Annotated in this window: 27 protein-coding genes; 16 read left to right on the plus strand and 11 right to left on the minus strand. The window is 48.5% G+C overall.

Annotation, left to right across the window (positions count from 1 at the left end):
* Positions 1 to 45: 45 nt before the first annotated feature.
* Together OXN82_RS05165 and OXN82_RS05170 are read left to right on the plus strand one after the other, a co-directional pair.
* Positions 46 to 1056, plus strand: a complete 1011-nt coding sequence (locus OXN82_RS05165; protein WP_321210910.1) for an NOG1 family protein — start codon at positions 46 to 48, stop codon at positions 1054 to 1056.
* Positions 1049 to 1486 carry an Hsp20/alpha crystallin family protein gene (locus OXN82_RS05170; protein WP_321210911.1) on the plus strand — a complete coding sequence of 146 codons (438 nt, stop codon included), beginning with the start codon at positions 1049 to 1051 and terminating at the stop codon, positions 1484 to 1486. Before OXN82_RS05165 ends, OXN82_RS05170 begins: the two co-directional genes overlap by 8 nt.
* 104 nt (positions 1487 to 1590) lie before the next feature.
* Here OXN82_RS05170 and OXN82_RS05175 read toward each other — a convergent pair whose 3' ends face one another.
* Together OXN82_RS05175 and OXN82_RS05180 are read right to left on the minus strand one after the other, a co-directional pair.
* Positions 1591 to 2595, minus strand: coding sequence for an SIS domain-containing protein (locus tag OXN82_RS05175; protein ID WP_321210912.1), 1005 nt, complete (start codon positions 2593 to 2595; stop codon positions 1591 to 1593).
* A gap of 1 nt (position 2596) precedes the next feature.
* Positions 2597 to 3154 carry a thiamine-phosphate synthase family protein gene (locus OXN82_RS05180; RefSeq protein ID WP_321210913.1) on the minus strand — a complete coding sequence of 186 codons (558 nt, stop codon included), beginning with the start codon at positions 3152 to 3154 and terminating at the stop codon, positions 2597 to 2599.
* An 81-nt stretch (positions 3155 to 3235) separates the two neighbouring features.
* On the opposite strand from OXN82_RS05180, the gene OXN82_RS05185 reads away from it, so the two are divergent.
* Positions 3236 to 3697: a DUF2124 family protein gene (locus tag OXN82_RS05185; protein WP_321210914.1), complete on the plus strand. Its 462-nt coding sequence runs from the start codon at positions 3236 to 3238 to the stop codon at positions 3695 to 3697.
* The gene (locus OXN82_RS05190) at positions 3694 to 4380 is read left to right on the plus strand and encodes a DUF447 domain-containing protein (RefSeq protein ID WP_321210915.1); all 687 of its coding nucleotides are present in this window, start codon (positions 3694 to 3696) and stop codon (positions 4378 to 4380) included. The genes OXN82_RS05185 and OXN82_RS05190 overlap by 4 nt, the downstream gene beginning before the upstream one ends.
* 34 nt (positions 4381 to 4414) lie before the next feature.
* On the opposite strand, the gene ade is transcribed toward OXN82_RS05190, so the two are convergent.
* The 4 genes from ade to eif5A form a co-directional block, all read right to left on the minus strand.
* The gene (ade, locus tag OXN82_RS05195) at positions 4415 to 6028 is read right to left on the minus strand and encodes an adenine deaminase (protein WP_321210916.1); all 1614 of its coding nucleotides are present in this window, start codon (positions 6026 to 6028) and stop codon (positions 4415 to 4417) included.
* On the minus strand, positions 6029 to 7264 hold the full coding sequence (locus tag OXN82_RS05200) for a TIGR00300 family protein (protein WP_147671698.1): 1236 nt from the start codon (positions 7262 to 7264) through the stop codon (positions 6029 to 6031).
* 102 nt (positions 7265 to 7366) lie between these two features.
* The gene (speB, locus tag OXN82_RS05205; RefSeq protein ID WP_321210917.1) at positions 7367 to 8230 is read right to left on the minus strand and encodes an agmatinase; all 864 of its coding nucleotides are present in this window, start codon (positions 8228 to 8230) and stop codon (positions 7367 to 7369) included.
* A 49-nt stretch (positions 8231 to 8279) separates the two neighbouring features.
* On the minus strand, positions 8280 to 8672 hold the full coding sequence (gene eif5A, locus OXN82_RS05210) for a translation initiation factor IF-5A (protein ID WP_147671696.1): 393 nt from the start codon (positions 8670 to 8672) through the stop codon (positions 8280 to 8282).
* Positions 8673 to 8806: 134 nt separating this feature from the next.
* Between eif5A and OXN82_RS05215 the strand changes: the two genes are divergently transcribed.
* The 8 genes from OXN82_RS05215 to OXN82_RS05250 all read left to right on the plus strand — a co-directional run bounded on the left by OXN82_RS05215 (position 8807) and on the right by OXN82_RS05250 (position 16328).
* Positions 8807 to 9250: a pyruvoyl-dependent arginine decarboxylase gene (locus tag OXN82_RS05215; protein WP_160322678.1), complete on the plus strand. Its 444-nt coding sequence runs from the start codon at positions 8807 to 8809 to the stop codon at positions 9248 to 9250.
* Between the two features lie 18 nt (positions 9251 to 9268).
* The gene (locus OXN82_RS05220; RefSeq protein WP_321210918.1) at positions 9269 to 10114 is read left to right on the plus strand and encodes a bifunctional fructose-bisphosphatase/inositol-phosphate phosphatase; all 846 of its coding nucleotides are present in this window, start codon (positions 9269 to 9271) and stop codon (positions 10112 to 10114) included.
* Positions 10111 to 10962, plus strand: a complete 852-nt coding sequence (locus OXN82_RS05225) for an NAD(+) kinase (RefSeq protein ID WP_300476708.1) — start codon at positions 10111 to 10113, stop codon at positions 10960 to 10962. The genes OXN82_RS05220 and OXN82_RS05225 overlap by 4 nt, the downstream gene beginning before the upstream one ends.
* A 247-nt stretch (positions 10963 to 11209) precedes the next feature.
* Positions 11210 to 12532, plus strand: a complete 1323-nt coding sequence (gene cfbE / locus OXN82_RS05230; protein WP_321210919.1) for a coenzyme F430 synthase — start codon at positions 11210 to 11212, stop codon at positions 12530 to 12532.
* Between the two features lie 120 nt (positions 12533 to 12652).
* The gene (gene hemC, locus OXN82_RS05235; RefSeq protein ID WP_321210920.1) at positions 12653 to 13522 is read left to right on the plus strand and encodes a hydroxymethylbilane synthase; all 870 of its coding nucleotides are present in this window, start codon (positions 12653 to 12655) and stop codon (positions 13520 to 13522) included.
* On the plus strand, positions 13519 to 14475 hold the full coding sequence (locus OXN82_RS05240) for a Gfo/Idh/MocA family oxidoreductase (RefSeq protein WP_321210921.1): 957 nt from the start codon (positions 13519 to 13521) through the stop codon (positions 14473 to 14475). Before hemC ends, OXN82_RS05240 begins: the two co-directional genes overlap by 4 nt.
* A gap of 10 nt (positions 14476 to 14485) precedes the next feature.
* Entirely contained in the window at positions 14486 to 15094 is a 609-nt protein-coding gene (locus OXN82_RS05245; protein ID WP_321210922.1) for an orotate phosphoribosyltransferase-like protein, read from the plus strand.
* 349 nt (positions 15095 to 15443) lie between these two features.
* Positions 15444 to 16328, plus strand: coding sequence for a UbiA family prenyltransferase (locus OXN82_RS05250; protein WP_321210923.1), 885 nt, complete (start codon positions 15444 to 15446; stop codon positions 16326 to 16328).
* 4 nt (positions 16329 to 16332) lie between these two features.
* Here OXN82_RS05250 and prf1 read toward each other — a convergent pair whose 3' ends face one another.
* The gene (prf1, locus tag OXN82_RS05255; RefSeq protein WP_321210924.1) at positions 16333 to 17556 is read right to left on the minus strand and encodes a peptide chain release factor aRF-1; all 1224 of its coding nucleotides are present in this window, start codon (positions 17554 to 17556) and stop codon (positions 16333 to 16335) included.
* Positions 17557 to 17709: 153 nt separating this feature from the next.
* On the opposite strand from prf1, the gene pyrH reads away from it, so the two are divergent.
* Complete coding sequence (gene pyrH, locus OXN82_RS05260) at positions 17710 to 18384, plus strand: UMP kinase (protein ID WP_321210925.1); 675 nt, start codon at positions 17710 to 17712, stop codon at positions 18382 to 18384.
* Between the two features lie 41 nt (positions 18385 to 18425).
* Positions 18426 to 18614 (plus strand): DUF2116 family Zn-ribbon domain-containing protein, encoded by a 189-nt coding sequence (locus OXN82_RS05265; protein ID WP_013296085.1) that lies wholly within the window; start codon positions 18426 to 18428, stop codon positions 18612 to 18614.
* A 19-nt stretch (positions 18615 to 18633) separates the two neighbouring features.
* Here OXN82_RS05265 and OXN82_RS05270 read toward each other — a convergent pair whose 3' ends face one another.
* Both OXN82_RS05270 and OXN82_RS05275 read right to left on the minus strand, forming a co-directional pair.
* A complete protein-coding gene (locus tag OXN82_RS05270) occupies positions 18634 to 19113 on the minus strand; it encodes a DUF308 domain-containing protein (protein ID WP_321210926.1) in 480 nt (159 codons plus the stop codon).
* 118 nt (positions 19114 to 19231) lie between these two features.
* The gene (locus OXN82_RS05275) at positions 19232 to 20011 is read right to left on the minus strand and encodes a sulfite exporter TauE/SafE family protein (protein ID WP_321210927.1); all 780 of its coding nucleotides are present in this window, start codon (positions 20009 to 20011) and stop codon (positions 19232 to 19234) included.
* Between the two features lie 108 nt (positions 20012 to 20119).
* Here OXN82_RS05275 and OXN82_RS05280 point away from each other — a divergent pair, with 108 nt between their 5' ends.
* Together OXN82_RS05280 and OXN82_RS05285 are read left to right on the plus strand one after the other, a co-directional pair.
* Entirely contained in the window at positions 20120 to 21103 is a 984-nt protein-coding gene (locus OXN82_RS05280) for a hypothetical protein (protein WP_321210928.1), read from the plus strand.
* Between the two features lie 13 nt (positions 21104 to 21116).
* Complete coding sequence (locus OXN82_RS05285) at positions 21117 to 22871, plus strand: MJ1255/VC2487 family glycosyltransferase (protein ID WP_321210929.1); 1755 nt, start codon at positions 21117 to 21119, stop codon at positions 22869 to 22871.
* A gap of 221 nt (positions 22872 to 23092) precedes the next feature.
* Here OXN82_RS05285 and OXN82_RS05290 read toward each other — a convergent pair whose 3' ends face one another.
* Complete coding sequence (locus tag OXN82_RS05290) at positions 23093 to 24025, minus strand: transcription initiation factor IIB (protein WP_147672016.1); 933 nt, start codon at positions 24023 to 24025, stop codon at positions 23093 to 23095.
* Positions 24022 to 24300 carry a Gar1/Naf1 family protein gene (locus OXN82_RS05295; protein WP_147671680.1) on the minus strand — a complete coding sequence of 93 codons (279 nt, stop codon included), beginning with the start codon at positions 24298 to 24300 and terminating at the stop codon, positions 24022 to 24024. Before OXN82_RS05295 ends, OXN82_RS05290 begins: the two co-directional genes overlap by 4 nt.
* Between the last annotated feature and the right edge of the window lie 34 nt (positions 24301 to 24334).

Below are 24334 nucleotides of genomic sequence, written 5' to 3' on the forward strand. Positions count from 1 at the left end.
GCATAAATACATATCCAAAGTTATCAATAGAGAAGAGTGATTTTCATGATAATACCAACAGTTCCAACAGCAGATGAACTCCTTGATAAGGGATTCAGGAGGGCCAGAAAGGCCGCATCCCTCAAGAGGAGTTCAAAGATCCCTGGACAGAAGAAGGCCAAGATAATTGAATCCACACGCATCCAGACAGCATGCCAGGTTATAAGGGACCGTCTGAAGATGATCATCCAGCGCATACCCGATATAGAGTCACTGCCAGAGTTCTATCAGGACTACATCGATGTAACAGTGGGTGTGGATGACCTCAAAAAGTCCCTCGGCGCGCTTAACTGGGCTGTCGGAATACTAAATCAGCTTGAATCCGATTACATGAAAAAAATCAAACGTTCAAAGCCATCAGATGCATCCAACCTAAGAAGAGAGGCCTTCGGGAGGATATCATCAGTTGTGAGAAGAATTGAAGGGGACCTTGACTTCCTTGACTTTGCAAAGAACAAACTCAGGAACATGCCAACCGTGGACTTCGATGCATTCACGGTTGTTATAGCGGGCTTCCCAAATGTGGGGAAATCCACGCTCCTCAGGACACTGACTGGTGCAGAACCAGAGGTTGCTGATTACCCCTTCACCACCAAGGGTATACAGATAGGCCACCTTGAACGTAAATGGCGGAAAATCCAGGTAATAGATACTCCAGGTCTCCTTGACCGGCCGGTTGAGGATATGAACAATATTGAACTCCAGGCCATGGTTGCCCTTGAGAACATAGCAGATGTCATACTCTTCATATTTGACGCCTCAGAAACCTGCGGGTACACGCTCGAAAGCCAGTACAGCCTCTACCTTGGCATAAAGGGCGTCTTTGACACCCCAATAATCACGGTTTTCAACAAGATGGACCTTGCAGAAAATGTTAAGTATCTGGAAGAATATATTAATATGGTTGAGGAACCACTGATGGTGTCTGCATTCCAGGGCAGAGGGGTCTCCGAGATAGTAAAAAAACTGGAGGGTTTATATGAAAAAGAAACTGGAAAAACCTATGACAATGTTTGAGAAGAGAAGGCTGATGGCTGAGAAGATGATGGAGGATATGATAAAGAACATGAAAGAGATGCAGAAGGAGTTCGAGAAGAAGATATCAGAGTACACCGAGAACATACCTGAAAAGCTGAACATGGACGTCATAGAAACAGATGATCAGATAATTATAAAGACGGACCTTCCCGGTGTTAAGAAGGAAGATATAAACATAGAACTCACAGAAAATACCATATCCATATCTGCAGTCTTTGAAGAGGAAATTGAGGTCAAGGAGGCCAATTTCGTCAAAAAGGAAAGGAAATACGGTGAGGCAAGAAGGGAGATGAGGCTCCCTGAAAAGATAAAGGTCGAAGAGGCCAAGGCCAAATTTGAAAATGGTGTCCTTACAGTTGAGCTCCCAAAGGTGGAGGTCAAAAAGAAACAGGTCCTCAAGGTGGAATGAACCACCTACTATTTTTTGTTGCCACTGGAACTTTAGGCTGATTTTTGCTGGCTAACTAAAGAAAAAATCGGTTCACGGATTACTTTAAAGAAAGTAATAATTCATTAGTATCTGACCTTGCCGATATGCCTCGTGCTTCCAGGATCCTCACCATTGAAGTGGGCAAGGTAGTATACGAACCACTCAAGGGGAACTGCAAGCACAAATGGTGAGAGCAGTGGACTGAGGTCAGAGTAATCAGACATCCTGAATACTATATTCAGAGCTCCAAGACTCTCACAGAACCTCAAAGCCCGCTCTGTAAGCTCATCACCCGGGAAGCCTGAATCAAGGAATATCACCGGCACCCCCTTCTCCACCCTCTCAATGAGCCCATGCCTGAATTCACCTGAATATAGTGGGCAGGCATGTTTCAGGGCGCCCTCCATGAGCATGGTCATGGCAAGCTTGTATGCCAGTCCATAGTTTGGGCCGCTCCCCATACAGTAGAATATATCCTCCCCTGCATGCTCCTCTGCAAGACCCCTGCAGTCATCCTCGGTGTCCCTAAGGAGCCTCCCGATCTCATCAGGTAGCTCGTCCAGTTCTGAGAGTATCCCCTCAGATAACTCATCGGTGCGCATGTCAAATAATATCCTGTAGAGGGTCAGGAGCTGTGTCATGTAGGTCTTGGTGCCAAGTATGGCCTCCTCTCTGCCGCAGCGGGTTATTATGGTGCTCTGGGACTCAGAGGCCATGGTGCTTTCAGGTTCATTTGTGATGGTCACCGTTTTAAGTCCAAGTTCATTGGCCCTTCTAAGTGCCGCGAGGGTATCTGCTGTCTCCCCGGACTGGGACGTGAATATAACCACAGAGTCCCTTTCCTCAATCTTTCTGTGGTAGTAGAATTCATAGCCTGTCATGACATCAATGTTAAGCTCATAGTTCATTGCAACTGCATCCCTTGCACTGTAGCATGTGGATAGTGAACTTCCACAACCAACAAGGTATATGCGTCTGCAGTCAGCAATATCATTTGATATCTGGGACATTCTGTCCCCTTCAGCTTTAAGGGTCCTTTTAAGTGATTCTGGCTGTTCCATTAGTTCTTTGTACATCCGGTACTTCATTTCATCTCCCCAAAAGTTTTTCATAATCCTCAGCTATTCTAAGGGCCGCCTCTGCAACTTCAACGGCATCTCCTCCAGTGAGTACGATCATTGGCTCCTTACCCCATGCACCCCTGTGGTATATGACATCAGGGGGTGATTCTGAATTTCTTATGGCCTCCTCAACACCCCAGGGTATGGTGCCGCCCTCAACCTCCCGCATCTCTGGGGGTTCCCGGCTACGGTCATATGATGAGACCACCATTCCATGGTCCCCACAGATATCAATTATACTTTCATCAAATTTAATATTAAGTGCGCTTCTCTTCCAGGGAAAGTGCCTGTTGAGGGCTATTATGAAACGGGCCATGTGGGATGATGCCCCAAATTCAGGTTCCCTGCATGCGAAGGCCCTCCCACGGAACTCAGTGATTCTGCCAGGTATCGCCACAACATCTTCGATATCGCGGGGGTTTTCCCGTGCCATTACAAGGTTGGACCTCACCTCGGGTATTAGAATCCCGAAGCATTCAGATGATGAGAGCATATCAAGGGCCATCTTAACGTTCTCTATTTCCATGATATCACTCAAAGAGAATATTCCAGTAAAATAGTTATAGGGAGACCATTAATTTATAAGTATAAGTTTCGAGGTGTCAGTATGGAGAAGGTGAAGGAATTCAGGGGTATAAAGGAACATCTCGGCGTATTCCGGGAGGCTGTTAAGGATGCTAATAGGATCGGTTTTGCAGGTGTACCAGGGGTCTGCACACCCTTTGCCCAGCTATTTGCATACGCCTCAAGGGACAAGGATAACATATTTATACCCAACACAGACTTTAAAAGGGCAAGAACACTGGAATTAACAGAGTACGGGGTTGAGCTTGGTGAAATGAAATCAGAAAAGGTCGATGTCCTCGTGCTGCTGGGGGGACTCTCAATGCCAGGTATAGGTTCAGATATTGAGGACGTTAAAAGGCTCGCCGATGAGGCCCTTGTTGAGGGCGGGATGCTCATGGGAATATGTTACATGGACATGTTTGCAAGGGCCGGATGGTACGACCTCCTTAACTTTGACTGTGTCATAAACGCAGATATAGAGGGTTTCGTCCTCAGAAGGTGATATTTATCGATCTGAAGAGAAAACCTGAAGATGATGGGACATCTGAGGGCACAGGGTACACACAAGAATCCACTCTGACTGCTTTAGATATGGTCCCCGGGCAGCTATATGAGACCATAGTTGTGACATGGGATGAATCAATGAGGGGGAATGCCGCCCCCATTGGGGTCCTCTGCACCGGTGAGCGGAGTGTGACCCTCTACCTGTATCCTGGAACCCACACACTTGAGAATATACTCAGAAACAGAAAATTCACGGTGAACGTGACCCTGGATCCCCTCATCTTCACCGAGGCCACCCTGGGTGATCCTGGTGATGAGATGTTCTCATCCCACAGGGGATACCTTCACCTCGAGGGCACCGATGCATTCTTCACCGCAGAGGTTGAATCCGTTAAGAAGGTGGTGAGGACTGACCGGTACGGTGAAACAGAGATCCACATCGTAAATGCCAGAACCCCTGAGATTTTCAGGGGTGAAGATTTCAGGATCGTCCTCAACAGGGGAATATATGCTGTTATAGAGTCACTCATAAATTACACCCGGGCCGGCTTCATGGACCCCCAGGACCTCATGGGCCGAATCCGTGAAATGAACCGGATTGCAAGGAAGGTGGGGGGACCCCGTGAACGGGAGGCCATGAAAAGGATAATAAGAAAACTTGAATCGAAGGGGTTTAAGTGATCACCCACTGAATACATCCAGAAAAGGCCAATCATCACCCAACAATAACATCTACGAACCGGAATTCATTCACACTGAAGAGACCCCTATCACCTATTTTCAGTTCAGGGATAACCAGAAGTGAGAGGAAGGACATCGTCATGAATGGGGCACTCAGAGTGCAGCCAAGTTCACGCACAAAATCGTTGAGGTCCTCCATCCTGGATGCGACCTCCTCTGCATTTCCATCTGACATTAAACCTGCAACCGGGAGTTCAAGGGTCCTCTGATCATCCTCTGAAACAGCCACAAGCCCCCCGCCTGTTTTTTTGAGTATATCGACAGCCCTCTCCATGAGTTCTGAATCTGTGCCCACCGTAATGACGTTGTGTGAGTCATGGGCCACAGTTGAGGCAATGGCCCCTTCTTTAAGTCCGAAGCCATGAACGAAACCATTGGAGATGTTCCCCTTACCATAACGATCTATAACCGATACCTTAAGTACGTCCAGGGATGGGTCAGGGGCTACGAAACCATCATTTACCCCAAGTCTCTTCTGTAACTCCCCTGTCACTATCTGGCCATCGAATACATCAATTACCCTGACAGTGACCTCATCATCATCTGATTTCACCTTAAGATCCTCTGCAGTGAAATCTGCGATATCAAGACGGTTCATGTTCCTGTGACTGGTTTTAGGGGCTCCCAGGTATCTTCCATTCTCTGCAACAACCCTTCCATCAATGTAGACCCTCTTAACATTGAAGTCCCTTAGGTTATCAACCACCACCATGTCGGCTGCCCTTCCAGGTGCTATGGCCCCTGTGTTGAGATTGTAATGGTCTGCAGGGTTCACGGTGGCCATCTGCACAGCTTTAACAGGGTCAACACCGTATTCAACAGCCCTCCGCAGTATCCTGTCCATGTGACCCCCCAGGAGGTCTGCTGGGTGGATATCATCTGATACCAGAAAGTCACAGTCGACGGCCGCAAGGTCCCTGAGGTTCCTTGCACTGGAGCCCTCCCGTGCCATTATCTTCATTCCAAGTTCCCTCTTCTCAAGGGCCTCTTCGGGGCTCACACATTCATGTTCTGTGGATATACCGGCCCCTATGTATGCACACAGTTCATCACCTGATAGTAGGGGTGCGTGGCCGTCCACCGGCTTATTGAGTTTTTTTGCAGCATCTATCTTCTCCATTACTTTCTCATCCCCTGATATCACACCTGGGAAGTTCATCATTTCGCCCAGTGCCACAACAGAGTCCCTTGAAAGGAGATCATCTATCTCCCTGGCCGAGAGCTCTGCACCTGATGTTTCAAAGGGTGTTGCAGGTACGCAGGATGGTGCAGTGAAGTAAAATTTCAGGGGTGTGTGCGAAGCATCCTCCAGCATGAACTCAACACCCTCAACACCCATAACATTGGCTATCTCGTGTGGATCAGAAACAACAGCGGTGGTACCATGGGGGATTGCGGCGGCTGCAAAGGATGATGGGGTGAGCATTGAGCTTTCGATGTGGACATGGGCATCCACAAATCCCGGGAGGATTATATCGGTGAAGTTCCCCTCCACCCTCCGGACACATGTTATCACGCCACCTGAAAATTCAACCTCTGCAGGGTATATGTCCCCTGTGAAGACGTTGAGGATGTTACCCCTTATCATCTAATCCCCCAGGTTGTTCATCTTTTTGAGTTCATGGAGGAGTATGGGGATGAAGGCACCCACATCTGTAACAACGCTCACAGCCTGTGAACTGCCCCTATCAGAGAGCTTCGTTACGGTTGCCGGGTTTATATCAACGCATATTGTCTTTACACGTGATGGGAGTATGTTTCCAGTGGCTATTGAGTGGAGCATGGTGGCTATCATTATGACCATGTCGAGGTCCTGAACGTACTTCCTCATCTCATTCTGGGCCTCCATGACATCGGTTATGACGTCAGGAAGCGGCCCATCATCCCTTATTGAACCTGCAAGGACAAATGGCACGTCATTCTTTATGCACTCATACATTATCCCTGACCTGAGGACCCCCTTCTCCACTGCATCCCTTATTGAACCGGCGCGGTTTATCTCGTTTATTGCGTTGATATGGTGTCTGTGACCCCTGCTTACGGCCTCACCCCTCTCAAGGTTAACCCCGAGTGAAGTGCCGTACAGGGCTGACTCTATATCATGTGTGGCAAGGGCGTTACCTGCAAAGAGCACATCTATAAAACCACGCCGTATCATCTCTGCAATCACAGGTGCAGAACCTGTGTGCACAATTGCCGGGCCACCGACAAGGCCTATCTTACCCCCCCTCCTTTTAATATCGGTTATCTCAGAGGCTATCTTCTTTATGGTGGTCACAAGGGGTTTCTCACTTGAAACATCACTGCCCATGAATTCAAATACCCCCTGCTTACCCCTGGGCCTCTCGGGTGGTACCACCTTTATTCCTTCCCTTCCAACAACAACCAGGTCCCCCTCCCTTATGTCCCTGATGGGTTTGCACCGGGCAGTTTTTGCCTCAGGGTCAACGACTATCATGCAGTCCATCTCTATCCCCTCAACCTCCAGCCATTCGCCTCCGTGGTAAATGAAGGTCTGATGGTTGGTTGTGGAGTAGAAGTCATCAGGGAGAACCCTGTCCATCGGGGCCCTTTTCAGTTCAACCTCCCTTATCTCTGCTATGGACGCCCCTATCTCACTGAGTTCATCCAGGATCTGGTTGAGGAGTGATGGTGTCTCCGCCTCCACAAGTATCCTTGCATGGCTTGGATCAGATTTTCTCTTTCCTATTTCGATTTCAAGTATCTGGAAATCCCCGCCCATATCCATTATTATATCAAGGGCCCTGGGGAGTATGAGACTGTCAATTATGTGACCCCTGAGTTCCACCTCTCGAGTATTCATGATTTACACCACCGGGATTGATAATTAAATGGTTGGCCAACAAAGTATATAAAATCTGCTGGGATCAGAAAGGGAATCCGGGCTTTTAGATGCTTTAAAGAATTATAAAAGTGTCAGAAGGTCATAGATTATCTTGGCCGCATTCACAGATGTCTGATCCCCAAAGCCGGTGGATGAAACCTCCATCACATCAAAACCAACCACATCCTTCCTGGAGAGAACCTCAACAATATCCTCAAGAACCCATGGTGTGAGACCGCAGGGTGTGGGGTTACCAACGGATGGTGCATATGCCGGGTCAAGTACATCCATGTCGACTGAGATATATACAGGGTCCCTGATACCCTTGAGGGCATCAAGCGTCTCCTCAGGGTTTCGCATTACATCATGGGCCATTATGCATCTTATACCTTTCTCCCTTACAAATTCAGCCTCAGGGGCTGATGCCGAGCGAACCCCGATCTGTATGACCTCTGCCCCGAGTTCATGAACACGCCTCATGACGGTTGCATGGGAGTACCTCTCGCCTGCATAGCGATCCGCCATATCCATATGTGCATCGAGGTGGATAACCACGGGAGCTCTATCCTGGGATATGAGTTCCTCGACCACGGGTAGTGTAACCGTGTGCTCACCACCCAGGGTGATGGGTTTGAGACCCAGATCCAGCACCCCACCTATGGAGTCACCTATGAACTCTGCGGTTCTCTGGAAATTACCCGGCACCACATCCACGTCACCGAAGTCGAAGCATTTAACGCCTGGCTCTCCTGAAAACCTGAGGTTATATGATTCAAAGCTGTAGGATGCCTCCCTCACCGCCAGGGGGCCGAAGCGTGTCCCTGGAACATAGGTGGTTGTGGAATCAAAGGGGACCCCCACCATCCCAAATGAAAGTTCAGGTATCCTCTCAGGGTCCGTTGTTGAAAAAGCAAATTTTAGGGAGTCTTCTGTATGTAAAAGCATTCAGATCAAAAACCTGATTTTATCAGATTGTAAAAAGGAGTTTGTGGGATTATCCCTTGGTCCTCATGAGTTTCCTCTGACCGAGGGCCTCTATGTATTCCACCTCAACACCCTCAACCAGCTGGTCGCTCAGTTCATCAGGTATGGGTGTTTCAAAGGTCTCATAGGTTTCAAGGTCCATCAGCTGGACGTCTCCACCCATTATTGCAAGTACCTGGGCTGTCCTCTTGTCGATTATGGGTATGTCAACCTTTGAGTCAACAGGCTTAACAAAGCTCCTCTTCTGGTTGTCAAAGATCCCAACAGCCTCAACACGGGCCTTTGCTGATCCATGCTTGCCCGGAGATGATGTTGAGATGTTTGTAATCTTTGATGCCTCACCATCAATGATCACGTACTTTCCAACCTTAAGTGTCTTAACTTCAACCACTTTCTTTGACATTAATTTTACCTCCTGTTAGAATGAGTGATATGAGACAGATGTATATCTATTAATCTGGCACATATATAAAAGCTTTATAGAATCATTATCTCCGAATTGTGTGATCGAATTGAATCTGATAAGAAGTGATTGAAATGAAGGTTGCTATAACATCAGGTAGCTCTGAAGGGCCCACCAGGCTCAATGCCTTTGACAATGCACTCCTTGAAGCTGGAATAGGTGACGTGAACCTCATAAAGGTTTCAAGCATACTCCCCCATGCCACGAAAATAGTTGAACTTCCACCCCTTGAACCCGGGTCCATGGTGAACTGTGTGCTCTCATACAAAATATCAGATACCCCCGGTGACCTCATATCCGCCGCCATAGCGGCTGCAACTTCAGATGAGTTCGGATGTGTCGTTGAGAACTCTGCGGTTAACAGAAAACCTGAGGATGTGAGGGAAGAGGCCATCTCAATGGTCAGATACATGATGTCTGTGAGGGGACTTGAAATAAATGAATTAATAGTAGAAGAAACAAACCATGTTGTTGAAGAGTGTGGGGCTGCTGTATCAGCGCTCATCTACCTTGATTGAACTCAAGAAGGGGGTTGAATGGAAGAATCAGACATCTACTACTGGAAGAGCATCGCAGTTAAAATGGCCGAGCAGGTTGAAAAGGCTGTTGCTCCCCTTGTAGGAACTCCAGATGCCGGGGAGATAATCAAAATGGGGGCCGATGGAACACCCACAAAACTCATAGACCTCGTGGCGGAGGATGAGGCCATAGGTGTGCTTGAGAACACCGATCGGCCAGTCACCATAATAAGTGAAGAGATCGGTATTCTCCACATAAACCAGGAGCCCCCGGATGAACCCAGAATAATCTTCGTTGTGGACCCCCTCGATGGTACAAGCAATGCCATAAGAAACATACCCTTCTACGGGATCTCTGTGGCTGTTGCGGAATATATCCCTGGAGGCGACCTCCCCTCCCTCAACAATGTCCTCATGGGCTTCGTGAAGAACTTTGCAACTGGAGACCTTTACTGGGCAATAAGGGGTCAGGGAGCCTTTCTGAATGATAAAAAAATCTGTGCATCAAGCCAGAACTCCCTGGATAGGACCTCCCTCGGTGCATTCATCTACGGCACGAGATTCAGGAGGGTTGATAGCATCTGCAGGGTGATCCGCAGGATGCGCATTCTGGGCTCCGTGGCCCTTGAACTCGCATACGTTGCAAGCGGATCATATGACGCCTTCATGGACCTTAGGGAGAATCTGCGAATAGTGGACATAGCCGCATCCAAGCTAATCGTGGAGGAGGCCGGTGGAGTGGTGACAAATGAGCGGGGCGAATCAATAGACGGTCTGCTAAATGTCAAGGCAAGAACCTCACTTATCGCTGCAGGAAACAAGGAACTCCACAAAAAGATAATGCAGACCCTGGAGGTCATATGATGCGTATAGGTATAATAGCCCGCTTTGATGTGCCCGAAGCCGTTGAACTTGCAGGTAAGGTGGCCTCATTCCTTCTGAACAGGGGTGTTGAGCTGAGCGTTGACCTTAAAATCACAGAAGAACTTCCTGAGCTCCGTGAATACGGAAAGGACATCAGGGACATGGAGGTCGACATGATACTGACCATTGGGGGGGACGGGACAATACTCCGGACCCAGAGCCTCATAGAGGGTAAGGAGATACCGATACTTGGAATAAACATGGGCACAGTCGGTTTCCTCACGGAGGTTGACCCCGAAAATGTCTTCTCGGCCCTGGAGGATGTTCTTATTGGCAACTATGCCGTTGAGAGGAGAACCCTCCTCAGCGTATACCATAACGGTGAACTTCCATCAGCCCTCAATGAGGTTGTTATGATGACCAGGAAGCCCGCCAAGATGCTCCATATAGAGATATCCGTTGACGATGAGGTGGTCGAGGAGCTCAGGGCGGACGGTATAATCATAGCAACACCCAGCGGTTCAACAGCCTATTCCATGTCCGCTGGGGGTCCGATAGTGGATCCCCGTGTGGAGGCCTTCCTTATAGTCCCCATCTGCCCCTTCAAGCTTAGCGCCAGACCACTGGTTGTCTCCAATAAAAGTGTCATCAGGGTCAAGCTCTTGAGGAAGGGTAAGAAGGCCATCGCGGTGATTGATGGGCAGTACGAGGAGGAGATCAACCACATGGAGGAGGTTGTATTCAAAAAGTCAGATCACTGCGCCCACTTTGTAAGGCTCAGTAAGGACTTCTACAGGAAGGTGCGTGAGAAGCTCATAGAGGGGGGCATAGACTCAATAAAGAGTTAAAGCTGATTTTAAGGACCTTTATGATCTCAATGGTTAACCAAAGCCATTTAACTGGACTAACGTTATACAGATGACCAAAGACCTCAAAACCATCTCAAAACCCAAAAAAGGTTAAAAAAGGTTATACAGATGACCAAAGACCTCAAAACCATCTCAAAACCCAAAAAAGGTTAAAAAAGGTTATACAGATGACCAAAGACCTCAAAACCATCTCAAAACCCAAAAAAGGTTAAAAAAGGTTATACAGATGACCAAAGACCTCAAAACCATCTCAAAACCCCTTGTTGTTGACCTCACACATGGTGGAGTTACCATTGCCCGTGAACTGAAAAAAATATCGGACCAGGTCCTGGCATGGGACATATACGGGACACTGAAGGGCTCTGACCATGAAATGCTCCTTGAAATGGGCATCGATGAGGTCGATGGTCCCATAGCCGATTCAACCATAATAGCACCGGTCCACTGCCCGGTTAAAGCTGATATAACCCACCATGAGATAACAGGCCTTCTGCTGGGCCCCTGGAAGGAAGCACGTGGGATACCTGTGGTTGAGGTTACAGGGGTTAAGGGTAAGACAAGCGCAGTGTGGATACTCAGAAAGATCATGGAGAACCTGAATCCCCTCATCCTGAGCAGCCTGGGGTCCTATGCGGGTCCTGAACTCCTCAGGAGGGATATAAGCATAACCCCTGCCAGTATGATTGAGACCGTGAAACTCGCTGGTCCCCGTGATTATGGTTCAGCCATCTTTGAGGTCTCCCTTGGTGGTACGGGCCTTGCAGATGTGGGTGTGCTGACAAATATAGCCGAGGACTACGCCATAAGGAATGGCACATCAAGGGCCAGTTCCGCCAAGAGGCAGATATTCAAAAGCAGGATGGTCTGCTGTGACCTTCAGGCATTCAACAGATACTACCGGAATTTTGGGGATAAGACAAACACATTCTCGGTTGACACCGGTGCCAGTGTCCATGCCACCGATATCAGGTACGGTCTCGATTCCACGGTGGCCACTGTCACTGTGAAAAACCTTAAAACCATTGATGGTAACCGGATCAATACAGAGTTTGGAATTGAAACATTTGCACCTGCAGAGCACCACCTATCAAACGTCCTTGGCGCAGTCAGCGCCGCTCTCACACTTAACCTGGATTTGAAGGACATCCAGCGGGGGGTTAAGGGCTTCCAGGGAATACCTGGCCGCACATCAATCAGAAAAGTGGATGGCACCTGCATAATAGAGGAGGTGAACCCCGGTCTGAATGTGAAGGCCGTCGAGTACACACTGAAAATGGCCGAGGACCTCCCTGATCCTGTGGTGATCATAGGTGGAAGATACGGGGTTACCTGTGAGGATATAGATGAGGACAGACTCTCTGAAATTCTTAGAGAATTCAGTGACCTCAACATCATGTTCACCGATGAACTGGGGTACAGTATAATGAGAAAAACCCATAAAAACAGCCCCTACTTTAAGTCCCCTGATGATGCACTGAAGGCTGCCCTTGAACATGAAACCGTGATCCTGATTTACAGGTCAGAGTACCGTGACCTCTCAAGAAGATGATGAGTAACGCAGTGTATGTAGTCAGAAATTGGGTTTTTTTAATAATCGTGAGTTTTTAAAAACTTATAAATAGGATGCCATAAATTTTTCAAGTGATTAACGTTTACTGGAGATGATTCATTGATAGCTGGAACAAGGGGGAGTCGCCTGGCACTGGTACAGACCGACCACGTCATTGATATGCTCAGCGAAATCTGCGGTGAGAGGATCGAAAGGAGAATCATAAAGACAAAGGGTGACAGAATAAAGGATTCCCAGCTTTACAGTATGGACTCAAGGGGCCTCTTCACAAGGGAACTTGACATAGCAGTCCTTGAGGAGGAGGTTGACTTTGCTGTCCATAGCCTCAAGGACGTCCCCAGTGACCTTGACCCTGAACTTGTGATTGCAGCGGTACCCCCACGGGAATCCCCCAATGAGGTCCTTGTATCCCGTTTTGACTGGGATGAACTTCCCCCCGGTGCTAAACTTGGAACAAGCAGTCTCCGGAGGGAGGCATTCTGCAATCATCACCAAAAAAATTTTAAGATGGAGCCCCTAAGAGGAAATATAGATACTAGGATAAGAAAGGTGATGGAAGGGGAGGTCCATGCAACCATAATGGCCGAGGCGGGTTTAAAGCGTCTAGGACTCGAAAATTGCATTAAAAAAAGATTCACACTGGAATACTTCACGCCCGCCGCTGGGCAGGGGGCCCTGGCTGTTATAACAAGAAGAGACAGTGAACTGAGGGAATCAATTGATAGGATAACCCACTACCCCTCCCAGCAGGAGGTCGCAGCCGAGAAGGCTCTCCTCCGGGAACTGGGTGCCGGGTGCCAGTGCCCACTTGGCGTTATAGCAAGGGCCTCTGATGGAGAGATCAATCTCTATGCTGTTCTTCTAACAAGAGATGGTGAGATACTCAAAAGAGTTAATGTTAAAGGATCTGTTGATAAAGCAGAGGAAATCGGTAAAAAAGCTGCCAAAGAAATGGAGGATTATATTTGAGAAAGATAAATGTGGGTGTAATCGGCGTTGGAGCCATGGGTTACAACCATGCCAGGGTTTACTACAGACTTAAAAATGCGAATCTTATGGCCGTATCCGACATAATGAAGGGAACACTCCAGAAGGTTGCCAACAAGTACGATGCTGTAGGGTATGTGGACTACGAGAACCTCCTTGAGATACCAGAGATAGAGGTAGTCAGTGTCTGCGTGCCAACCACCCACCATTACCGTGTGGTCATGGATGCCCTTGAACACGATAAACACGTTCTTGTGGAAAAGCCCATTGCATTCACACTTGAAGAGGCCAAGGAGATGGTGAAAACAGCCCGCAGGAAGGGTCTGAAGCTGGGGACAGGGCATGTTGAAAGGTTCAACCCTGCTGTTCAGAAGGCAAAGGAGTTAATTGAAAATGATGTGATAGGGGACGTGGTTTCTGCATCTGCAAAGAGAGTCGGCCCATTCCCCCCGAGGATAAAGGACGTTGGTGTTACAATTGACCTGGCGATACATGACCTTGATGTCATGCACTACCTCTTCAGTGAACCAGTGGCAGAGGTATACGCGGTCATGGGGAGCATACTAGAGAAGTGTGAATATGAGGACCATGCAGAGATAATGACAAAGTTCAGAAGCGGGATCACAGGGATGCTTGAAGTTAACTGGCTCACACCCTACAAGAGGAGGAAGCTCGCCATCACAGGAACAGATGGCATAATAAACGTTGACTATATCGATCAGAAACTGGATGTGTACGGAAAATTCGCCCAGGACATCCAGATCAAACATGAGGAACCCCTCAGGAATGAAATCAAATCGTTCCTCTCATCGGTTATCAACGATGAGGAGCCTGAGATAACAGGTGAGGACGGCATATACGCCCTTAGAACTGTACTTGCAGCCATGAAATCTGCGAGGGAACACAGGCCCGTGAAACTTAACGGCGATATTTGAGGTGCTTGTAATGGAAAATGAACTTATAAAGAAAGCTAGGGAACTGAGGAAAAGGGGTTTTACAACAGGGGAAATTGCAGATGAACTGAACGTATCAAAGGATACTGCCAGGTGGCTGACGCTTCAGACCACCAGTTCAGTTTCCCCAAAGGAGGTCCCTGTGGATTTTGCCATCAACTGGGAGAGCCTCGGCGGCAGTTCATCCCGTATGAGGTATGTTTCCGCTGCAATGGCAGACATGGCACTCAAGTATGGTGTTGCAGATGTTGTGCTCGGTATAGCCATAAGCGGCATACCCTTCGCCACCCTCATGGCCGATGTCATGGGGGCTGAGACAGGTCTTGAAACATCCCTTGCCGTTTTCCACCCTGTGAAACACCGGAAGGATGAGGGGGCAGAGGGCGCCATAAGCAGCAACTTTGCAAAGGTCAAGGGCAAGAGGGTTGTGGTTGTTGATGACGTGATAACCAGCGGGAGGACCATAGGTGAGGTTGTAAGGGTCCTCAGGGAGCAGGGAGCCAAACCCCTGGCGGTCACCGTCCTCATAGATAAGAAGGGGATCTCTGAGGTTGATGGTGTACCCGTTGAGTCACTCATAAGGGTCAGCAGACTTGGATGATAAACATCCCAATTTCATTATCCCCACCTTACCCATGAGCACATCCCTAAAGACTTTTTTCATTCTCTAAAAACCTGAAATTTCACTCTAAAGCCTTTTATGGTTTTTATACCCTATTTAACCTTTTAAATGGTTTTAAACCTTAATATCATCCCATTCGATTAAATGTGCTCTCCAGCACCTGTATACTGAACTCCATTTTTTAAATGCATTCAGTGTTCTGCCTAATACTGGGCTGCAGATCAGATGATTGATTAAAAGATTACCACAATCCCATCTAATTTTGAATTATTTTTTCAGATAAAATCGTCAGATATCGATAAGATTTCATTTAAACATAGTTAATACTATGTCAGGCCATGTATATGAAATCGGTTTTCTGAAAAACGTCAAAATTTTAAGGGAATTTTTTTCAGCCCTGAAAGACCTGTTCATTTATGGTGGAATTCTCCCAGCGCTCTGGGGGCCATCACTCCTTCTGGCATCGTCCGCACTTCTTGAAAAACAGTGCAGCCCCATAAACGCAGCGATATCCTTCATGCTCCCCCTAACTGTGTACTCCTACGACTACCTTGCAGACTCCAGAGTGGATTCCCTCACAGACCCCCGGAGGTCCCTTTTCAGCGAGCGGTGGGGTAAATCGATTATTGCATCATGTGCAGTCACACTTATCGTGCTGCTTGGCATATGCAGGGACCCCTTCATAACAGCTCTTACCGTGGTTCTTCTGACAGCAGGGATCCTCTACACAGGATTCTTCAAGAACCTCACAAGAAGAATTACTGGCTTTAAAAACATCTACTTGGCCCTCATATGGAGTTCATGGACCGTTCTACCGGTAGATCCCTGTACCCTCACAGCATCGCACCTCGTGGTGTTCACCTTCATCTTCCTGAAGGTATGCGTGAACACTGCCTTCAGTGATTACAAGGACCTTGAATCAGACAGACTGCAGGGACTCAGAACACTTCCTGCAGTTTACGGTGAAAATGGAAGTTCAGTTATCCTGCAGGTTATAAACGCCACCAGCGCTGTTATTCTGTGTGCAGGTATCCTCCTAAGGCTTGTATCTGGAACCGGTGCTGCTGCAGTGATCCTTGCCATCTACACTGGACTCTACCTGCACTTGAAGGGGGAGATGGATATAAAAAGAGCCACACTCATTGCGGACCTGGAGGGTCCCCTTCATCTAATACTTATTCTGGGATCCCTCAAGGTACCTTTAACCCTCTGAATGCTCAGGGGCGGTACCTCAGTATCGCCCCTATACCCCCAAAGGCCCTCAGGAGCTGCATACCCTCCTCTGTCTCTGTTGATATGATCTCAACCTCGGTTCCAACCTCCTCAGCCATCTCAACCAGGTCATCGATCATATCCCTCCTGTCTGAGAGCCTCATCTGATCGTTACATTCTGGACAGGTTTCAGTGTCCGGTAGATCCTTACCTGTCTTCTCCATGCTGTGACCACATGAGGCGCACTCGTAGGTTCCCCTCTGGTATTTGAGGTCCTCTGAGAGCAGTAGAACCTCAACTGCGCCCATCTGGAGGTGCTGTCGGACCTCCCTCTCACCATAGGATGCAAGTCCATCCTCATTTATTAGTTCCCTGAGGAAGCGCTGGACCAGTTTCTTCTCCCTCATCACATCAATTTCACTCAGGACGTCCATTGACTTGTCGATGACCTCCCTGATACCGAATTCCCCTGTGTATGATGTGTCCACCGTGGTTATGACCTTCTTCTTGAGTTCATGGTGAAGGTAGTCCCCATTGAGGAACTCCTCCTTGGTGTGGCCAGGGCCCCCGAGGATGATGCCCTTGAGGTCCTCTATCTGGAGGAAGGCCTCGTTCATGTGCTCCCCTATCCTCTTGAGGAACTCGTGGGCTGCCAGGTCTATGAGGCGGTCGAACCTCCTCTGGGACTGACCACCCGCCTTGTGCTTACCCGGGACACCGCTTGTGAGGGTCTTTAGGATGTCTATCCTCTTACCCCTGAGGGTTGCGATGGTCGCCTCCTTCCTGTCAAGTACAGCCAGACCATAGGTCTCCTTCTCCTCAAGCATCTCCTTCAGGGGTTCGAGGTAGAACTCCGAGTTACAGTGGTATATGTAGGTCTTTATGGGTTCAGGTGGCTCGAAGACGTAGGTTTCCATCTTCTCTGTACCGGGGCCTCCCCTGGGAACCATCCCCACGAACATCACAAGGCCCTTCTCGGGTGGTCTCGGGAAAAGCTTCAGCCTCTGCATTATAACCTCAATTGCGGACTGCACATTCTTCTTGGTCTGCTTGCTCTTGATGTTGGCGCTCTGGCTCAGCTCCTCCCTCATATGCTTTGCAACGTCACTGATCTGCCTGTCGGGGGGTATGTATACCGATACAAGCTCTGTCCCCCTTCCCCTCTTATCTGAGAGTTCCTGGAGGGTTCTCTTGAATTCGAAAAGCTCCTTTGATGATGGTTCACTCACTATGAATCACTCCTCATGAAAATGATAAAATAAACTGTAACTGTATATGGGGCGGGGTAATTATAAAGTTTACTGGATGTCGGGAGAAAAGATATAAGTGGATTCAGCCATAACTGGAAAGGAAGAGTCAACTAATTTTCACGGTGGATCGTTATGAGAATTGTTATTACCATTGGAGGATCAATCCTGATAAGTGAATTCACACATGAAATGTTCAGGGCATACGCCGATATTCTGAATTCACTGAGGAATGAACATGAACTGTTTGTGGTTGTGGGTGGGGGCAGACCAGCCCGTGATTACATAGGGCTTGCACGAAAACTGGGGGCAGGGGAGGCCCAGTGCGATGATATAGGAATCGATGTCACAAGGTTGAATGCAAGGATCCTGATAACAGCCCTCGGTGAAAGTGCGTACCCATCTGTACCTGAAAACTTCAGGGAGGCCGTCAGGTTTGCAGCGTCGGGCAGAATAGTTGTGATGGGTGGTACCGAGCCTGCCCACAGCACCGACGCAGTTGGGGCGATACTGGCCGAAACAGTTGGGGCCGACCTCATGATAAACCTCACGTCGGTTGATGGTTTCTATGACAGGGACCCCCAGAAGTACCCGGACGCAAGGTTCTACCCTGAGATCAGCGCCAGTGATATGCTGGAGCACCTCAGCGAATCCGATGTGAAGGCCGGTACCTACGAGTTCTTTGACCATACAGCCCTCAAGATGATAAAGAGGTCAGGGATAAAGACCATCATAGCCAATGGCAGTGACCCTGAGAACCTTCTGAGGGCAATCGATGGTGGAGTAGGAACCACTGTTATCCCTGAATAAATGTGGAAACTTAAATTCATCAAAAAATGGAGGTAAAGAGAATGGTTGAACCGCACAAGCACTGTCCTGTATGCAGCACTCCCATACCCATGGACGAGGTGACCTGTTCAGAGAGGTGCCAGGAGATTCTATCAAAGAATCAGCAGAGGGTGAGGAGAACAAGGACAATCTTCTACCTTGTATTCGCGCTTTTCATTGTGGTGTGGGTTGTGCTCTCCATAAAAAGGTAGCTGATTTTATTCGGGTGGCTCACGGTGACCTCAGCACCGCCACCCCATAAACAACAAGTATAAGACCAACTGCGACACCCACGAAGGCAGGGTTGAACGAGAGCGCCCCCATAAGGATGTATATGACCCCCAGGATGGCGCTGATTATACCAGCATTTCTTTTCAGGTAACTCTGGGAACCTGCTGCAAGTATCAGTATCGCCGCAACAAGCAGGAGGATGCCCGTAACGTAAAGCCAGACCCCGGCAAGTTGATTTATGAGGAAGACCCTGAAGACAAGCATGAGGCCAACTGCAAGGGTTATAACTGCAAATATCATCCAGAGTATCCCCACCTCCATGTACCTCCTGGCCATGATGGCATTTGCAAGCATCCACAAACCAAGAGCCGAGAGCACAAGACCCGTGAGTATGCTTATGGCTGTTACACCTGAGATCGGAGATACAAGAAATACAATACCGAGAATAACCGAGAGGAGACCCATCCATTTTTTCAGCATCATCTCACCGGTCTGTTATTATGTTCATCTGATTTTATATATTTTATGAAATTTCATCTGATTTTTACATAAACCTGAGGATCATCTGGATTCGTAACACGTAGAAAGCCATGTAAACTTAAAGGATCATCCTGAAGCCCGTGACAAGAAGCAGGACTATGAAAAGGTACCTTATGTACCTCACATCAATCCTGTGGGCTACCATAACACCAAGACGTGAGGCCGGGACACTCATGAATGCAATGGCCGTGAACTGGACCAGGTTAACGTATCCCACAGAAAACTGGCCCCCCGGTCCGCTCAGGAGATAGGAGACTGTGCCCGATGCTGCGGTCATCGCAATCACAACCGAGGATGTCCCAACAGCCTCAAGGACATCGAAACCTCCAACCAGCACGAGGAGTGGTACGAGGACCACTCCACCACCTATGCCAAGGAGACCTGAAAGGAAACCAGCGATGAAGCCCAGTGAAATGGCGGCATTCCTCTTCCCATGGGAGGGCGAAATCCGGGACGACAGGAGGAGCTGCAGTGAAACAAGGATCAGGAGCAAACCGAATACCGCCCTTAGGACCCCCGCAGGTGATGATGTGGCAGTCAGAACCCCCAGGATGCTTCCGCATACACCGAGAGTTCCCATGGGTATGGCCCTGCCTGCATCAACACAGCCCCTCCTGTAATGTGAGTAAGCCCCTGTTAGGGCAGCTGGGAGAATAACTGCAAGGCTTGTTGCAAAGGCTGTCCTTATTGCTATATCCTCTGGTGTGCCTGAGGACTCCATTAAAAAGAAGAGCACCGGCGCTATTATGAAGCCTCCCCCGACACCCAGGAGGCCTGTTGCAAGTCCAGCCACTATGCCTGTGAGAAGAAGTGCCGCAATATAGAATACCGGATCCATCTTATAACCTGAGGTGTTCAGTCATCAATCATTACCACGATTAATTTATAAGTGACAAGATCCATATCTCTCCCTGCTAATTAAATTAATTTCTTCTGGTGAGTAACTTTGAGATCAGACAGATTCATGGCAGCCGGCATAATCTTCATTGCACTGGCAATCACACTCTTCACCACAGACATCCTCGACCCCATAATAACACCATTCACACATGTATTCCTCATGGGCTCCTCAGAGGGCAAGGATGTGATATTCTTCACCATAATGGGGACCATGTTCCTCCTTGCACCCCTCTTCAGGGAGGGTGGAATTTTTGGCCCTGAAGGCCTCGATAAGAACACCTACCTCTACATCTCGGCGATTGTAGCATTTGTAACATACCTCACCGGCCTTGCAGTTGAGTTGGCACTCCGCCTTCAAATGGGCGTATCACCATTCACGACCTTCATATCAATGAATCCAGCTGCCTCAACAAGCCTGACACACTCCCATGTATTCAAGGCAAGCCTCAGCCCCCTCACCGGCCTTGTAGTGCCTGCCTCATCAGACATCCATACAGGTTCATCACTGGCAGGTCACATCCCATTCCTTCTCCCGGTTACAATCATCTCAATCACAATGATATACATCTTTGGGCTTCTATCAACAGGTGACAGGAGGGATTTCCATGTGGCGATAGTCATATTCGCCACAGCATCCACAATAATAGGTATAATAGACGGGGGACTCTTCTCAACCCCCGCACTTGTCGGGCTATCCGGGATTATAGGTATGAGCGCCCTCAGGGTCCCCTTCAGCCCAGGGAACCTTAAAATACCGGCACTCATAATAGCCTCACTGGTGGTTCTGAGGGTGCTCCTTGGAATCCTGGGGTCAGTGCCCGGGTACTATGAGGTCACCATCATTGAGCCATCCGGCAACCCCAACCTTGAGGGGCTCCCTGTTCTCTCAGAGGAGAGAAAGGGTGATACGCTGGTACTGAAACTTTCACCGGATCAGAACGAGATGGTGCTCCTTGATAGGTTAACCCGCCGCCTTGATGGTAGATGCAGCGGGTTCTTCATGACATGGAACTTCTTTTCATTCTTCTGAAGGAGGATAATGGATGAAACTCAGCATAATCATACCCACATACAATGAGGAGGAATATCTACCGGCGCTGCTTGAGAGCATAAGGAAACAGGACTTTACAGACTACGAGGTTATAGTGGCAGATGCAGACTCTGAGGATAATACCAGGAAAATCGCAGAGGAGTACGGCTGCAGGGTGGTTGAGGGTGGCATGCCCGCAGCCGGTAGAAACCGGGGGGCTGAGGTCGCCAGGGGAGAACTCCTCCTCTTTCTGGACGCCGACCTTGTCCTCACCGACGGGTACCTCAGGGATGCTGTAGAGGAATTCGAATCAGAGGAGCTGGGAATCGCCATAACCCAGATGATACCCCTCTCAACAAGAAGGCGTGACAAGATACTCCACGAATTCGCAAACAGATTCATGATACTCGTTGAATCCATTAAACCCCACGGGGCAGGCTGCTATGGAATACTCACCCGTAAGGAACTTCATGAAAGGGTTGGTGGTTTCGATGAATCCCTTGACTTTGGAGAGGATACCGACTACATTGAGCGCATAGGTAAGATAAGCAGGTTCAGGGTTCTGAGGAAGCCGAGGGTTCTGGTATCCATAAGAAGGCTTGAAAAGGAGGGCCTCAGGAACCTGGCATTCAAGTACACAAAGAGCACGATATATGACTTCATGGGAAAGAAGGTGAGTGCAGGTGACCTCAAATACGAATTCGGGCACTCCAAGAAGAAGAGGGTTCTCTACTCTGTCTGCGGTGAGGGGATGGGACACGCCATAAGGAGTGGTGTGATCCTGGACAAGCTAACGGAAGATCATGATGTCCTCATATTTGCAAGTGACCGCGCCTACAGGTACCTGAGCAGCAAATTTGATAATGTCCATGAGATATACGGCTTCAACACGGTCTATGAGGATAACAGTGTAAATGACATCAAAACATTCGTAAAGGCCATGAAAACATTCCCCAGGGACCTCAAGGAGAACCTCAAACTCCTCTACAGGATAGCGAAAGATTTCAGGCCGGATGTTGTGGTGTCTGACTTTGAGTTCTATGCCAGTGTCATAAGCAACATGCTCAGGATACCCCTGATAAGCATAGACAACATGCACGTCATAACCCAGTGCAGGATAGAGTACCCTGAGAAATTCAGGCGGGACAAGATCAAGGCCGCGGCTGTTGTGAGGTCATTCATTGTGAGGCCCAGGCGATATCTAATAACCAGTTATTTCTTCCCTGAGGTCAAAAACCCCGAGAAGGTATCCATGTATCCCCCTGTCCTGAGGGAGGAGATAATGAATCTTGATCCTTACTATGGGGACCATGTGCTGGTCTACCAGACCAGCAGGTCAAACAGGAGGCTCATTGAGATCCTGAAGAACCTGGACAGGGAATTCATCGTATACGGCTTTGACAGGGATGAAGTGGATGGGAACCTCACCTTCAGGAGATTCAATGAGGACCAGTTCTTCAGGGACTTTGAGTCTGCGGCTGCTGTTATAACAAACGGCGGCTTCACACTGATAAGTGAGGCCCTCTACCTGCGAAAGCCAGTCTACAGTGTTCCTGTTAAGGGACAGTTCGAGCAGATACTCAATGCGGTGTACCTTGAGAAGCTGGGCTACGGCGAATTCCATGAGGAGACAGAAAGGGAGACTCTTGAGGGGTTCCTTGGGCGACTTGACATCTACAGACGGAACCTTGAGGACTATGATGGGGGTAACAACGAGATAATAGATGCCCTTAGGAGGGCAATAGATGAATGTTCAAGGGGATGTTAAACCGCAGAACCGTTCCTGAAGGTTCTTTAGCTGTTTTTCTTATTTTTAAGTTCTGAAGGACTATAAATTGAAAAAAATAGAAGATTATAGTGTCTATCTGAAAATCCATGATTTCAGAACAAGTATACAGAATATAAAGAAAAAATTTATTCTGAATTTCCCAAAAAACAGTGCAAAGAAAGATCCTGATAAAAACTCATTAAAAATTGTTCCTGGTGTAACTAGAGTGTCACACCAAGATCAAGCTGCTCTGTGAGCTCCTTGTACCTGTTCCTTATTGTCACCTCGGTTACACCTGCAACCTCTGCAACGTCCCTCTGGGTCTTGCGCTCCCCTAGGAGGACCGATGCTATGTACAGGGCTGCTGCTGCAACACCGGTGGGGCCCCTACCTGATGTGAGGCCGTTTTCCATTGCCATCTCTATGATCTCAATGGCCTTGGACTGGACCTCCCCTGAGAGTCCCAGTTCACTTGCGAACCTTGGTACGTAGTCAACAGGGGATGTTGGCGGCAGCTTTATGTTGAGTTCCCTTGTTAAGAACCTGTAGGTCCTTCCAACCTCCTTCTTGCTGACCCTTGAGACCTCCGCGATCTCATCAAGTGTTCTGGGGACATTGCAGCTTCTGCATGCCGCGTATAGTGACGCTGCAACGACTCCCTCAATGCTTCTTCCCCTGATGAGTTTGTTCTCAACGGCTCTCCTGTAGACCATTGATGCGGCTTCCCTGACGCTTCTCGGTAACCCAAGTCTTGAGGAGTCACGGTCGAGTTCGCTCAGGGCAAATGCGAGGTTTCTCTCTGTGGCCCCTGAAATCCTTATCTTCCTCTGCCATTTCCTGAGGCGGTACCACTGGGCCCTGTTCCTTGCTGGGATGTCCCTTCCGTAGATGTCCTTGTTTCTCCAGTCTATCATGGTTGATAGACCCTTGTCGTGTATGGTGTAGGTTATGGGTGCCCCCACCCTTGTCCTCTTGTCACGCTGTTCATGGTCAAAGGCCCTCCATTCTGGACCCATGTCAACCAGGTTATCGTCTATGACAAGACCGCACTTTCCACATACTATTTCAGCCCTTTCGTAGTCGCCCCTGAGATCCTCAGAGCCGCACTCAGGGCATTTTGTTTCCTTCTCTATTTCAGAAACATCAGACCTCATTTTCTCCTTCGTTTCCTTCGCCCCCATTTTTTCACATTCTTTATACCCACGTATAAAGTCTCTCCAGCTCGGTTCTCAAACTTTTCAGGTTTTATTGCACGAACTGGTTTTACTGATATGTATGGATTTCGTGTTGGACCGAAGATGTCGTGCACTTTCCCTATCATTCTCCCTTCAGAAGTAAAAACGGGTGCTCCAAGCTGCGGTGTTCTGGCGGAACGTACTATGATTCTTCCCTTGCTGGAGACATGTGAAATATTCCCTAAACTCTTCATAATTCACCGAAAATTTTATATAGTGTACTCTTTA

It is taken from the genome of Methanothermobacter sp. DP, assembly GCF_026692625.1.
In the GTDB taxonomy this organism is placed as follows: domain Archaea; phylum Methanobacteriota; class Methanobacteria; order Methanobacteriales; family Methanothermobacteraceae; genus Methanothermobacter; species Methanothermobacter marburgensis.